The sequence below is a fragment of the Bacillus sp. COPE52 genome (assembly GCF_003355115.1).
In the GTDB taxonomy this organism is placed as follows: domain Bacteria; phylum Bacillota; class Bacilli; order Bacillales; family Bacillaceae_G; genus Bacillus_A; species Bacillus_A toyonensis.
In genome coordinates this window covers 1,141,347-1,155,884 of record NZ_CP031292.1, presented here as the reverse complement: position 1 = coordinate 1,155,884, position 14,538 = coordinate 1,141,347, and the positions used below count along the sequence as shown (strand labels likewise).

Genomic DNA, 14,538 nt, shown 5'->3' with positions numbered 1-14,538 from the left:
TTCTCACATACTTTTTCTCGTTCGTTTTCGGCACTTGATAATATATGGATTGCTTAATTTAACTATTCAACTGACATCATCATAGCATACTTAAAATAAAATGTACAATCTTTTTTGAAAATAGAATTTCTAATTTTTAGTATTTCTTATAAAATAAAATTATCTCTATTCTATATAAGGAGGAATTCATGACAACCAAAATTCCTAAAAAAACATTAAAGAGAATTGAGGAGGATATTGAAAATAATAATCTTGGAAAGGCAAGAGAAAGATTACATGGTCTCATCTTTACATATCCAAATGAATTACATCTTCGAAAACAACTCGGAGACATTTATTATAAATTACAATATCCAGAAATGGCTGGACGTTATTGGTATCTAGAGGAGCATAAAACAGATATTATGCATGAATCATGTTTATTATTTGAAAAATCAATGGGAAATGATCCTTATCATATTGCGCGTGCTTTAAAATTCAAAGGCGATTCTAGCAAGATAAAGAAATTGTATAAAGAGCAGCCTTTATCTCCAGTACAAAAAAAGTAGCAGAGGAATTAGTATATGAATATAAAGAAACATGGGAAGATAAGTTACTCTCTCTTGGGTGTCTAGTATTCCTTGCTTTCCTTCTTTTCTCTGCTATTGTCGGTATATTCACTATTTGGAATTGGATTTTTTAATTATAGGGGGAATTTTCACATGTCAAACTACGAACAAGAAGAAAAGCTAACAGGGGGAAACGTCTCAAACGTATATCGTTCTGAAAATACTGTTCGGCGGGAATTAAAGCCAGACAGTAAAAAAATTCATAAGCTATTACGTCATCTAGAAAACAAAGGATTTCATTATGCCCCAAAGTTTTTGGGCATAGATGAAAAAGATAGAGAGATTTTATCATTTATAGAAGGCGACGCAGGCAATTATCCTTTAAAAGAATTCATGTGGTCTAATGATGTGCTGAAAGAAATCGCAAAGATGCTCCGTCTGTACCATGATGCTGTAAGTGACTTTCCGTTATTAGCTGATTGGAAACCGATGGATCATACCCCACATAACATTGAGGTTTTATGCCACAATGACTTTGCTATATATAACATTATTTTTAATAATGAAAAGCCAGTCGGTATTATTGACTTTGACGTCGCTGCTCCTGGTCCAAGAATGTGGGATATCGCTTATACGCTTTATACTTGTGTACCTTTAAGTCGAGTGTATTATACAGAATCAGGAGAAGCCGTTCATTACGACTCATCGCAACACGCAGGTCGTATTAAAGAAAGAGTGAGGTTGTTTGCTCAGTCCTACGATAAAGATATGGACGAAGATTACTTCGAAATGGTGTTACTACGTTTAGAAGGGTTATGTACATATGTGAAAAGAAAAGCACAAGAAGGAGACGGAAATTTCCAAAGAATGATTGATGAAGGACATCTAGATCATTATGAAAAAGATATGACGTTTATTCGTGAGCATGGGAAAGAGTGGATCTAATATTATTTCTATTTTTGTTAGTAAATCGATATATCTTTTCGAATCGTAAATATATTTTAAGTTGTGTTACATATATCCGAATAATCGTTCATATCGTTTCTTTTCCTACCGGAACTATCACATCACTATCAAGCTAAAATCTCGAGATACCCCCTAACGAAATTTTAGCTTTCTATAGTTATGTAAGAGAATTCAGCCCATTTTTTCGTTTCACAAAAATTTTATAATAATTAAAATCACATTATAAAAATATTATATTATAATGCAACTAGTTAAAGGGAAACTTTAATCAGTGGGGTTTTGTGCATCTCCCACGTAACTTCTTTGCTCCAGCCAACTTTTGAGGCGGGAGTCTTACTGCCGCAAATAGCGGGATAAAATTACAAGGCCGTTTGCCATGGGGGATTTACATACATGAAAAAGATTTTATTTTTGTTATTGGCTACTATTATTACGTTAACATACCTTCTAGTTTTTAATAAGACTATTGATTCTGAAATTAAAGGATTCCCTATACCTTATGAAGCTAAATTAATTCATACTACTGAGGAGATAGGTGAGTATGTATATAAAGGCGATTGTTTTGAATCAGGTTTATCTATATGGTATCAAATACATATAAAATTAAAAGGATGGGATAAAAATTTTGCAGAGGGTGGAATGAAAGTTTATGAGAAGGATAATAAAAAAGTAACCGTAATATATTTAACGGGAGAAGATGTTATCAGTTTATATAAAGAGTAATAAAAAAGGTGATCACTTAATTGTGATCACCTTCCTTTTATTTCGTAAACTGAGCTTCTTCTGTAGAACCTTTTAACGCTGTTGTTGATGAAGTACCGCCTGTAATGACTTGTGCTACTTCATCAAAATAACCTGTTCCTACTTCGCGTTGATGACGAGTTGCAGAGTAACCGTGTTTCTCTGCTGCGAATTCCGCTTGTTGTAATTCAGAATATGCTGCCATGCCACGGTCTTTATAGCCACGTGCTAATTCAAACATGCCGTAGTTTAATGAGTGGAATCCAGCAAGTGTTACGAACTGGAACTTGTAACCGTAAGATGCGATTTCTTTTTGGAAGCTCGCAATCGTTTTTTCATCTAATTTTTGTTTCCAGTTAAATGACGGTGAACAGTTATAAGCGAGTAATTTCCCTGGATATTTTTTATGGATTGCGTCTGCAAATCGTTTTGCATCTTCTAAATTTGGTTCAGACGTTTCACACCAAACGAGGTCTGCATACGGTGCATACGCTAAACCACGTGCAATTGCTTGATCCAGTCCTGCTTTCGTACGATAAAATCCTTCTGGTGTTCTTTCTCCTGTAATAAACGCTTGATCAACCGGATCGATATCACTCGTAATTAAATCAGCTGCATCTGCATCTGTTCTTGCAACGATAATTGTCGGCACTCCCATTACGTCCGCAGCAAGGCGTGCGGAAATTAAATTACGTACCGCTGTTTGTGTCGGCAGTAATACTTTTCCACCTAAATGTCCGCATTTTTTCTCTGAAGATAATTGATCTTCAAAGTGTACACCTGATGCACCCGCTTCAATCATACCTTTCATAAGCTCGAATACGTTTAATTGTCCGCCAAATCCAGCCTCTGCATCTGCTACAATCGGTACGAAATAATCTGTATCATCGCTTCCTTCCATATGCTGAATTTGATCCGCACGTTGAAGTGTTTGGTTAATTCGTTTTACTACAGCTGGTACGCTGTTCGCTGGATATAAGCTTTGGTCTGGATACATATGTCCAGAAAGGTTTGCATCAGCCGCTACTTGCCAACCACTTAAGTAAATTGCTTTTAATCCCGCTTTCACTTGTTGCATCGCTTGGTTTCCTGTTAATGCACCAAGTGCGTTAATATAATCTTCCGTATGAAGCGATGTCCAAAGCTTCTCAGCACCGCGGCGTGCTATTGTATGTTCAATATCAATCGAACCACGCAAACGAATTACATCTTCAGCTGAATACGGACGTGTTATTCCTTTCCATCTCGTATCTAATTCCCAGTTCTCTTGTAATTTATCGATTCTTTCGTTTTTCATTTATTCCATCCCCTTTTCACTTTATAAAATTTCATAACCCGGTAATGTTAAAAATGGTACGAACTCATCATTCCGAACGAGGTTTGTAAACAATGTTGTCGCCTCTTGGAATCTCCCTTTCTTAAAGGCTTCTTTACCAATCTCTCTTTCTATCTTTACTAATTCTTCTTCTTTCCATTCTTCCATTAATTCGAGCGTAATATTGCGGCCATCATTTAGCTTTCCGCCTTCATGACGAATCCATTGCCATATTTGTGCTCTGGAGATTTCCGCAGTTGCTGCATCTTCCATTAAGTTATAAATTGGCGCTGCTCCCCGTCCACTTAACCAAGATGCAATATATTGAATACCTACACTAATATTCGTGCGAAGACCTTCTTCTGTAATCGTTCCCACTGGTACTTCTAATAAATCTTTTTCTGTAACACGTATTTCTTCACGTTTCCTAAAAATTTGATTCGGCGTTTTCATAATGTGATTAAATACTTCCATTGCAACCGGTACAAGTCCCGGGTGGGCAACCCAAGTCCCATCATGACCGTCTAAAGCTTCCCGCTCCTTATCAGCACGCACCTTTTCGAAAGCCGCTTCATTCGCTTCTGGATTATTTTTAATCGGAATTTGTGCTGCCATTCCTCCGATTGCTGGTGCATTACGGCGATGACATGTTTGAATTACTTTTAAAGAATACGCGCGCATAAACGGCGCCGTCATCGTGACTTGCGCTCTATCTGGCAGTAAAAATTCATTATGATTACGGAAACCCTTTAAGAAGCTGAAAATGTAATCCCATCTTCCGCAGTTTAAGCCAGCAGAATGATCTTTTAGCTCATACAAAATTTCATCCATTTCAAACGAAGCGTGAATCGTTTCCAATAGCACAGTCGCTTTAATTGTTCCGTTTGGAATACCGATGTATTTTTGAGCAAATACGAATACATCGTTCCATAATCTCGCTTCTAAATAACTTTCCATTTTCGGTAAGTAAAAGTACGGGCCACTTCCTTTTTCTAAAAGTGCCTTCGCATTATGGAAAAAATACAGACCAAAATCCACTAAGCTGCCAGACATATTTTTCCCATCAACTTGCATATGCTTTTCCTCTAAATGCCATCCTCTTGGACGCACAATGAGTACAGCTGTTTTATCATTTAATCTATATTCTTTTCCTTTATCATTTTTGTGTGAGATCGTTCCCTTTACTGCATCTCGTAAGTTAATTTGGCCTTCAATTGCATTTTCCCAAGTTGGTGAATTCGAATCTTCAAAATCCGCCATAAAAAGATGAGCTCCTGAATTTAAAGCGTTAATGACCATCTTTCTATCTACCGGCCCAGTAATCTCTACGCGGCGATCCTCTAAATCTTTCGGAAGCTTGGCGATTGTCCAATCCGTTTCACGTATGTGCTTTGTTTCTTCTAAAAACTTCGGAAACTCCCCTGCATCAATTCTTTTTTGTTTCTCTACACGTTTTTGTAATAGTTCTGTGCGGCGCTCATTGAAATTTTCATGTAGTTCCTTTAAAAAACTAAGCACCTCAGGTGTCAATATTTCGTTGTACGCTGGTAACATTTCTCCGGGCAATGTAACCCGTGAAGTTTGCGTCGACATATTAGCATCCCCTTCTTAAACTGTTTTATAACAGATTTGATTTTATGTTTTATATTATATAACAAATCTTCAGAAAAGGAAGTTTTTTTTGAAAATTCATTTCATTTTTTTTGAAAACGCCGTTCTTTCGTGCTCTATTCCATACAAAAAAGGCCACTGTTATACAACAACGGCCTTTTCGTAACATCTTCCAAAATTAAAAATGAAATTATATCAAATACAACTTTACATTTCAGAGGTAGCACTTCCCTTCACCGATAGCTCCTTTTCTCTTCCTTTACGAAAAGTGAGTGCCATTCCTACAAAAATAAGGACAATCCCTGCAACTTGCATACTAGTCGGTCTAAATCCGGTAAAGACCGTATCTAACAAAATTGCAACAGCAGGATCTAAAAACACTAATACAGAAATAAGTCTCGTCGATAAATCTCTTAAACTGTCAAAAAACAAGTAATATACAAACCCAGTATGTATAAGTCCTGTTGCCGTTATCATCATCCAGTTCGTCTCTGTTAAACCTTGAAACTGTCCGAAATCCACAAATGGTAACAATAAAAATATACCTAAAAACGTTTGTACAAATGTCATCGCATATGCACTCGTATGCTTGATTCCTTTTCCTAATAAAGTCGTAAAAGCATAAAATAACGCTGCAAGTAGTGCCCATACCATTCCAGATGACATGAGTTTCTCGAGCGACACACTTCCATCTACTCCAGCTACTAAAACCGTGCCGAGGAAACAAATGACAATGGACATAACGGCAAACGCTGTTAGCCTCTCTTTAAATACGATACTCCCAATCATTAATACGATAATTGGAGCGAGATGATAGACAGAAATTGCAATTGTAATTGACATAACTTCAAACGCTTTAAATAGAAATACCCAGTTAAAAACGAGAAATACGCCGCACGCTAATATTTGCACAATCTCTTTTTTATTCCACTTTTCATTTTTATATTGTCCGGTCACTAACCAACATAACGCTAAAAATATAGTTGCACAAATACAACGAACAAATACTAATTCAAAAGACGGTAAACCTGTTTGGACAGAAAAAAATCCAATTGATCCGAAAATAGACATCGAAAGGATCATTTTTATAGTCGGCATTGATTTTTTATTGTACACCCTTTCTCTCCTCCTACAATCACTCTCTTATAAAACTAAAAATTCTAAAAACATTACTTATTATTATATATTACAATCAAAAAATTGTAAAAAACTAGAATATAACGAGTGACATCCACACAAAATTTTCATAATAAAAAATCATCCTTTTGTATTCCATAGGATGATTTTTTATACGTATTGAGAGGTCTATATATTTATAAAGACTTACATATACTCTACTATTTTTGAAGAGTAAATTGGGAAACTATTTGTTTTAGTCCTCCTGCTACGTTGTGCAGATGTTCAATTGAAGTCGAAATCTCTTGAACAGATTTTTCTTGCTGTTGAATAGACTCTTTTACCCTATCAGTTCGATCAGATGATCTTTGAGAAATTTGCGCCATATCTTCTGTAGAAGCAGAAATCTCCTCACTACTCGCTGCAATTTCATCTGTAGACATAGATACCGTTTGAATTTGCTCAGATACTTGCTGCACTTTTTCTGTAATAGTTCCAAATACTTTTTCTGTATGCATTACTACTTGTGTACCTGCCTGTACCTCATTATCTACTTTCCCCATCATATGTACCGTATGATTCGTTGTTCCCATAACTTGAGTAATAAGCTTCTCAATTTGTTTAGCAGAATCACTAGATTGTTCTGCTAATTTTCGTACTTCATCTGCCACAATTGCAAATCCTCTACCACTTTCTCCAGCACGTGCAGCCTCAATTGCGGCGTTTAATGCTAATAAGTTAATCTGAGAGGTAATACCTTGCATAACATCAATGATTTTAACAATTTCTTCTGATTGTTCTTTCATCGTCTCTACTTGTTTCACACCGCTATGTACTGAATTTTGGATTGTATCCATCTGCTGAATCATTTGTTTCATTAATTTGTTACCACTCTCTGCATCTAATGCTGATTGAGCAGACAATTCATTTACAGAGGATGATGTATTCACTATGCTCTGCATTCCTTGTGTCAACTCTTCCATCGCACCCGCAGTCTGTTCCATTGCTTGCATTTGGCTCTCTGCGCCATTGGCAACTTCTTCAATATCCATAGTGATTTTCTTTGCTGCACCGCTAGATACTTCTGATGCAGATACTACTCCGTCTGCATGTTGGAATAAAAGCTGAATATTATTCTCTACTTCTTGCATATTTGTTCTTAGCCCTGCAATCATCTCGTTAAAATCACTTACTAATATACCTAATTCATCTTTAGCATTATAATCACCATGTACAGTTAAATCTCCCTCTTTTGCTCTTTCCATCATACGACTAACCGTTTGTAAAGGAGCAACTATAAGCTTGCTAATAATATAACTTACTATACATATAATGATTGTAGTAACTACTGCAAGAATGATAAAGGTAATAACGGACCGATCTATCATTTTTTGAGAATCTTTAAATACTTGGTCAGCTAAGTCTGAAACATAAGTTTCTAAATCTACAGCATAACCAGCTAACTCTACTCCCTTCGGTTTTAAGTCCTTTTGAAATTCGTTTACCATTTGAGATTCATTTGTTCCCTTCGCTTTGTCAAACAACTTCTTATATGTCTCCATATAACTTGGCAAAGATTTCTTCATCTTCTGAAACAGCTCATCCTCTTGCTTACTTAAATTAACGCCATCATCATATTCTTTTAATAAAGAATCATATTTTTTAAGATCCTTTTCAACATTACTAATAATCCCTTCTTTATTTGTCCCCTCATTTTGTGACGTTGTAATTAATTCTAGTAAGTTATATTCTAGTGAATTTTGTGTACGAAGCATTCCTTCTAATATAACTGCAGAATTTTGATAATCATCTACTACAATCTCTGTATCGCGCTTAATCTTATTAATAGAATTAATTGCTACACAGCTCATAATTGTCATGCCCAAAACTGCTAATGAGATAAGTAAGAATAATTTATGTTTCACTTTTAAATTTTGTAAAAAATACATATTTCCACCTTTATTCCTTTATATATAGATTTTTAGAATTTTATAGCTTATTATTTACAAAATCTCAATAAAAAGCAATGATAAATATTCCCAATACCAAACTGATATTTCTATAAAAAAGAAGTAGCATAATCGCTACTTCTTGTTTTTTTGTTTCTCATATTGTTCAAACGTATGAATTCTTTCGAAAATTGGTGGATGTGTGTATAAGAAAAATTTGACTAACGCAGGTGGATTCACTTGGCTTAAGCTTGTTTTTGATAAATATTGAAAAGTTCTCACACCAGATTTCCCATCTTTCGTCATATTTAAAGCGTATTGATCTGCCGCTCGTTCTTCTATTCGTGAAACGTAGTTTGTTGCTGGTTGTGATGCAAAAGATAATAAAGAGGAAATTAAGAAAAACAAAGGTAAAATTGAAAAACATGCCATTTTGGAAATTTGCAGCGTATCTCCCCATTTTCGAATACACATATTTAAAATACGACTAATTACATACATACCTATAAACGATATGAAAATATAACTCGCAACGCCCCAATATATATGTTTCATTACGTAATGTCCCATTTCATGGGCCATAATAAATAAAATCTCTTTATCTTTTAATTGCTTAAGCGTTGTATCCCACATTACAATACGCGAGTTAAGGCCAATTCCTGTTACATATGCATTTAACGAATTCGTTTTTTCCGACATATTTACTTCATATACGTGTTTAGCAGGAATGTCAGCTTTGTCTGCCATCGCTAAAATTTTCGTTTCTAACTCTTTATTTTTCAGCGTCGAGAAGTCATTGTAAAGCGGATCAATAATAACAGGTTGCACGAACGTTAAGAAAATTGTAAACGGTACAGAGAGTGCCCATCCTGCTAGCCACCATCTCTTCGGAAATTTACGGATAAGCCATAAAAGAACTGTAACAATGAGTAACATCGTCGCATAATTAACCCAAAAATCGATAACGTGATCTTTTATCCAGCTTTGTGTACTTTGCGTGGAAATACCGTAATCAACGGACACTTTACGGCCGATCCATTGCATCGGTAATGCAAGAATGGTTGTCAGTAGTGATAAATAAAAGAAATAAATCGCAATTTGTAAGACATTTATTTTGGTCGTTTCCTTCGACCACTTCTCAAACTTTTTTGAAATACCGAGCACGAGTACAAATAATAAAATAATCCATTCAAGGGGCGTCGCTAAAAAGAAAAGTAAATTTTTCACGCGCGAATAATCTTGGCTTAGCGTAAGCTCTTTCGCATTCATAAAGGTTTCTGGATCTGCACTCGTTCCTTTATACATGTCCGGAATGAGTTCATGATTCCATCCAAATAAATACCAATATATAAATAACGCAAATCCAACGTACAAAAAAAGCGACCACCCAATAACTTTCCTCACGTTATTCCCTCCTCTATGCTGCCTGTCTATTATTATTGTAAGTTCGTACATGCTAAATTAGAACAAGCTAATTACGAGAATTGCTCGAGAGCCTTCTATTTACATAAAGTGAAACTTTAATCAGTGGGGGTTTTCTTCATCCCCCACTGATTATTAGCCTTCACCAATCGGGCTTTTACGGGCAGTTGATCCCCCGCCTAACTTCTTTGCTGTCACTGAATTTTGAGGTGGGAGTCTTACTGCCCGTTAATGCGGGATAAAAAAAACTCTTCTACATAAGAAGAGTTTTACCTATTTTTAGACACTTTCCTCGGTTCATAATTCGGAATAAGAAAAGCACTTACAAACCAGCACATTAAACCAGCGCCTTTTACATATTTTACATATTCATAGTCTTGAAAAAATAGCGTCGTTATAATAATCGTAAAAAAACCTACTAAAACAAATATATACCCTATTTGTTTCTTCGATAACATAAATACTTATCCCCCTTAAGGCAGTACATCTATTAACAAACTGAAATCTTGTACAGAAAAAGAACTATATTTCATAATACCTTGTACAGCTAAAAGTAAAACAAGACCGATCACACACATATAGTTAACACTTTCGTCACCCTTTTTTTCAGTAACCATGCCACCACTTATACATAAGACCCCTAATAAATGGAGCGCTAAATACATGAAAAAGTAGGCTTCCTCCCAGCGGAGAATAACATTTACTGTCGTTATTAGCACTATGCTAAGTAAAATCAAATAAAAAAACTTATTTGATGATATTGTTTCATTCATATAATTTTATACATTCCTTTCAAATTTAGAATTAATGATGTCTCAAAGCTATAAAGTAAATGATTGTTTTCATACCATAAAACAAAAGGAAAGCTCCCATTACTTTCGCGAATACTTTATGAACCCGCACATACTTCTCTTCATTTTTTCTGAAGATACGCTTCATCATTGCTTCTAACATTAGACCGAATATTATTAAAATCCCTAATACAATAAGAAGAGAAATAATATTTTCTTTTAAATGAGTACTAGAAAATAAGTAATACTCCGGAAACACAATTGTATCTACTACAGGTTAAAAAGCCAATGACAAAAGCCTTTATCACACATATCTGTAATAGACGTAGCATCTATAATGTCTTTCAATATTTTTTCAATCGTTTTCTTCGTCTCATTTATCTCCCACTACATCTGCAAAACTCTCTACCTGCTCTGCGTATATAACTGGCACTTCTTTACTCCAGTATTTGCGGTTAACAAATAAAAAGATGAGTACTAAATTTAATCCTGTTATAAAAATAATCAGTCCTGGAAAGAACGTCGTATAGTTTGAGAAATCTGCAAAACTCATGATCTTTTCTCTACTTACTAGGAACGATGCACAAAGTACAAATGTATTATTTAACATATGTATCGCAATTGGCATGAGTAAGCTTTTCGTACGAATATATACGATTGATAATACGATACTAAATACGGCGGCACCGAGAAAATCGACATGTAATATCGCAAATAAAAGTGCCACTGCAATCATCGCTATACTCGTTCCCCATTTCGCAGCAAAGCGCTGAAGTAAAAATCCACGAAAAACAAATTCTCCAATAATAGGTGCGATAAATACAACCATAATAAATTGATATATATATCCCCCGGCACTATCTACAATCGGTTTGTGTAAAGCATTCATAATAAAATCTGGTGTAATCCATGCAAAGCTGTACATGTATAAAATCAGATACCCGTAACTGAACATGCACAACATAATCGTAATGTATATAACTTGCACCAAGTTAAATGTTTCATTTTTATTAAGAAATAATGAAAATGAAACACGGTGCTTTCTATACTCATAAAAAATCCATGCAATCGGAAGGATATAAAATATAAGTATATTTATAAAAGATGAATTTTGTATATGAAATGTACTTTCTAGCAATTTTTCACTACTTCTCGCTACTAAAATTAATAGTGCAAATACAATTAAAAAATATCTAGCTCGCATCATTTGAAACGGATTCACACTCATCTCCTCCCCTATGTTACTTTTATCATATCATTTGATTCTTAATTTTTTATAAAAGAAAACCTTAAATTTTCCTTAAAAATTCCATATGTTACAAAAAGATGATATGATATTCGAGGAAATTAAGGGGGATTCTTATGTATCAAGCAAATATATTACTCGTCGATGATGAAACAGCAATTTTACAACTACTAACTACCATTCTTGAAAAAGAAGGTTTTTCTCATATTACAACTGCAACATCAGCTGAATTAGCTTTATCTCTCACCGAACAAAACAATTACGATTTAATTATTTTAGATGTCATGCTTCCTGGACAATCTGGTTTTGATATTTGTCCAATTATTCGCCAACAAACAGATTGTCCAATTTTCTTCCTATCAGCGAAGGCATCTGATTTAGATAAAATATCTGGATTTTCATACGGTGCAGATGATTATATTACGAAGCCATTTAATCCATTAGAAGTCGTAGCTCGTATGAAAGCACAACTTCGAAGACATATGAAACAAACCGTACCACACGAACAAAAAGCACACTCCATTTCATTTGGGAGATTTGAAATTGATCAACATTCCGCAGAACTTACAGTAAATGGACACGTTGTCGAATGTTCCGCTCAACTGTTTCAACTACTACTCTTCTTTTGTGAGAATCCGAACTACGTATTTTCGAAAGAAGAAATATACGAAAAAGTTTGGGGAGCACCCGCCTATAATGGCGATGACAATACTGTTATGGTCCACATTCGAAAGCTACGCGAAAAAATTGAACAAGACCCAAGTAAACCAGAATACATAAAAACTGTTCGCGGACTTGGCTATAAGTTCGTTACAAAGTAGGGTGACAATATGAATCTTAATAAACGACTTATCATCCAATTTATACTGCAACACGTTTTTGTTTTAGTTACATTACTTATTGCTGTAGTCGCTGCTTTCACTTATTTAATTTTTCTTGTTACTAGTATTTCATACGAACCTAATATTCCGGATTCTGATAGTTTTACAATTTCAAGATATATCTCTTCAGAAGATGGCGATATTACGTTAAAAAAGGAAGTAAAAGATTTAATTAAAGAGAAAAATGATTGGATTCAGATTGTAAAAGAAAACGGCAAAGTCCTCTATCAATTTAATACACCAAGTGATGTCCCAACTTCTTATACGAAAACATCTTTACTCGCACATATACAGAATCATATAGAAAGCCCTTATACATTTACATATTGGGAAATTGAAGTAGAAGAAAAGAACGTACTTGTTATTTATGGCGGTATGTTAAAAAGTAATGCATTACTAAAAACAATTCAGAAAGAACACCCTTCTGTTTCTACAGATTCGTTCACATTAACGGAACAAGAAAAACAGTTACTCTCTAAAGAAAAAGCAACAATGCAAATATTTAATCATAATGGCGAAGAGATTTTTTCCTATCCGACTGGAAAGAAAAAAACACTTTCAACAATACAGACTGCTCTTAACGAAAAAGAACCGTGGAATCATAAAGAAAACACGTCTAGCTTTTACGATGCAAATAGCGGTCAGCTTCTCGTCATTACCGCAAAAAATGAACGCTACTATCCAGATGATGAAATTGAGGATATATTTACTAAGAAGTTTCTAATCGGATGTGGATTAATCCTTCTTATCGTCTTTGTTTATTTAGTCATTCTATCTATTTGGTACGGAAATAAGTTTGGGAAACCGTTACTACACGCAATGCGTTGGCTTAAAAATATCGCTGGTGGAAAATATGAAGAGCCTGTTAGTAAAAAAGGAAAACCAGTTCGATTCAGGCGATCTGGTAAAGAAAAATGGTCATTTCGCTTATTTAGAGATGTTACTAGCTCACTAGAGCACCTTTCAATTACACTCAATAAAAATGATGCGATGAGGCAAGTACTGCAGCAAACACGTGAAGAATGGATTACCGGTCTCACACACGATTTAAAAACACCACTTAGCTCTATATATGGATACGCATTATTACTAGAATCAAAGCAGTATAACTGGACTGATCGTGACATTCAGCAATTCGGCAGCGTTATGAAAGAGAAATCTCAATATATGACTACACTAATTGACGATTTAAGCTTAACGTATCAATTAAAAAACAATAGCCTTCCTGCCCAGCACGTAAACATTGAAATGAATCAATTCGTCCAAAAAGTATTATTACAATTTATTAATAATCCGACACTGCAAAATCAAAATATTGAATTCGTACCGAGCTCAAATAAAATTCAATATTTCATTGAAGAAAAATTGTTCCAGCGTATTATCGAAAACTTACTAGCAAACGCTGTGAAACATAATAATGAAACGACAAACGTAATCGTAAAGCTTTCGCAGGATGTAAATTCATTTACACTATCTATTTCAGATAACGGAAAAGGAATGGACGATAAAACGAAAGAACTTCTATTCGAGCGATATTACAGAGGAACGAATACAGAAGAAAGCAACATCGGAACTGGACTTGGTCTCGCCATTACGAAACAGCTCGTTCATGCCCATAACGGGACAATTTCTATTGATAGTGAACTCGGGAAAGGAACGACGATTGTTCTTGTATTTCCGTTTCGTTCGTAGGAAAGGCGCTATGTGGCGTCTTTTCTCTTTTGGAGTGATTTTTTGGTAAATGAAATTATGTCGCGTGTCTTTTATCAGTGGTTCGTCGGTAAAAGAAATTATATCGGCGATTTTCTAAATATATCGGCGCAACTCGAAATATATCAGCGATTTTTCAAATATATCGACCGCAACTCGAAATATATCAGCGATTTTCCAGATATATCGATTTGTCGACAAAAATCATCAAATATAGCAATCTATATGATAAGAGGATCTGT

Annotated in this window: 12 protein-coding genes and 2 pseudogenes; 5 read left to right on the top strand and 9 right to left on the bottom strand. The window is 34.9% G+C overall.

Annotated elements, in window-relative coordinates; translation table 11 throughout:
• Nucleotides 1-188: 188 nt before the first annotated feature.
• From DPQ31_RS05750 to DPQ31_RS05740, 3 genes and pseudogenes are all read left to right on the top strand, one after another.
• Nucleotides 189-682: pseudogene (locus DPQ31_RS05750) on the top strand (DUF6584 family protein).
• A gap of 19 nt (nt 683-701) precedes the next feature.
• On the top strand, nt 702-1,493 hold the full coding sequence (locus DPQ31_RS05745; protein WP_208731672.1) for a phosphotransferase: 792 nt from the start codon (nt 702-704) through the stop codon (nt 1,491-1,493).
• 414 nt (nt 1,494-1,907) lie between these two features.
• Entirely contained in the window at nt 1,908-2,237 is a 330-nt protein-coding gene (locus DPQ31_RS05740) for a hypothetical protein (protein WP_199633965.1), read from the top strand.
• Nucleotides 2,238-2,274: 37 nt separating this feature from the next.
• On the opposite strand, the gene aceA is transcribed toward DPQ31_RS05740, so the two are convergent.
• From aceA to DPQ31_RS05695, 9 genes and pseudogenes are all read right to left on the bottom strand, one after another.
• Nucleotides 2,275-3,552 carry an isocitrate lyase gene (aceA, locus tag DPQ31_RS05735; protein WP_208731671.1) on the bottom strand — a complete coding sequence of 426 codons (1,278 nt, stop codon included), beginning with the start codon at nt 3,550-3,552 and terminating at the stop codon, nt 2,275-2,277.
• Between the two features lie 21 nt (nt 3,553-3,573).
• Nucleotides 3,574-5,163, bottom strand: coding sequence for a malate synthase A (gene aceB, locus DPQ31_RS05730; protein WP_097953201.1), 1,590 nt, complete (start codon nt 5,161-5,163; stop codon nt 3,574-3,576).
• A gap of 225 nt (nt 5,164-5,388) precedes the next feature.
• Nucleotides 5,389-6,297: a DMT family transporter gene (locus DPQ31_RS05725; RefSeq protein ID WP_097958854.1), complete on the bottom strand. Its 909-nt coding sequence runs from the start codon at nt 6,295-6,297 to the stop codon at nt 5,389-5,391.
• Nucleotides 6,298-6,518: 221 nt separating this feature from the next.
• Nucleotides 6,519-8,246, bottom strand: coding sequence for a methyl-accepting chemotaxis protein (locus DPQ31_RS05720; RefSeq protein ID WP_208731670.1), 1,728 nt, complete (start codon nt 8,244-8,246; stop codon nt 6,519-6,521).
• Nucleotides 8,247-8,381: 135 nt separating this feature from the next.
• A complete protein-coding gene (locus tag DPQ31_RS05715; protein WP_208731669.1) occupies nt 8,382-9,650 on the bottom strand; it encodes a M48 family metallopeptidase in 1,269 nt (422 codons plus the stop codon).
• A gap of 287 nt (nt 9,651-9,937) precedes the next feature.
• Entirely contained in the window at nt 9,938-10,126 is a 189-nt protein-coding gene (locus DPQ31_RS05710; RefSeq protein ID WP_000949414.1) for a hypothetical protein, read from the bottom strand.
• Nucleotides 10,127-10,141: 15 nt separating this feature from the next.
• Nucleotides 10,142-10,441 carry a hypothetical protein gene (locus tag DPQ31_RS05705; RefSeq protein WP_002105543.1) on the bottom strand — a complete coding sequence of 100 codons (300 nt, stop codon included), beginning with the start codon at nt 10,439-10,441 and terminating at the stop codon, nt 10,142-10,144.
• A 31-nt stretch (nt 10,442-10,472) separates the two neighbouring features.
• Nucleotides 10,473-10,771 (bottom strand): annotated as a pseudogene (locus DPQ31_RS05700) (malate synthase).
• Nucleotides 10,772-10,832: 61 nt separating this feature from the next.
• Nucleotides 10,833-11,681 (bottom strand): CPBP family intramembrane glutamic endopeptidase, encoded by an 849-nt coding sequence (locus tag DPQ31_RS05695; RefSeq protein WP_001067942.1) that lies wholly within the window; start codon nt 11,679-11,681, stop codon nt 10,833-10,835.
• 140 nt (nt 11,682-11,821) lie between these two features.
• Here DPQ31_RS05695 and DPQ31_RS05690 point away from each other — a divergent pair, with 140 nt between their 5' ends.
• Nucleotides 11,822-12,526, top strand: coding sequence for a response regulator transcription factor (locus tag DPQ31_RS05690; RefSeq protein WP_000283868.1), 705 nt, complete (start codon nt 11,822-11,824; stop codon nt 12,524-12,526).
• A gap of 9 nt (nt 12,527-12,535) precedes the next feature.
• On the top strand, nt 12,536-14,278 hold the full coding sequence (locus tag DPQ31_RS05685; RefSeq protein ID WP_208731668.1) for an ATP-binding response regulator: 1,743 nt from the start codon (nt 12,536-12,538) through the stop codon (nt 14,276-14,278).
• Nucleotides 14,279-14,538: the final 260 nt, after the last annotated feature.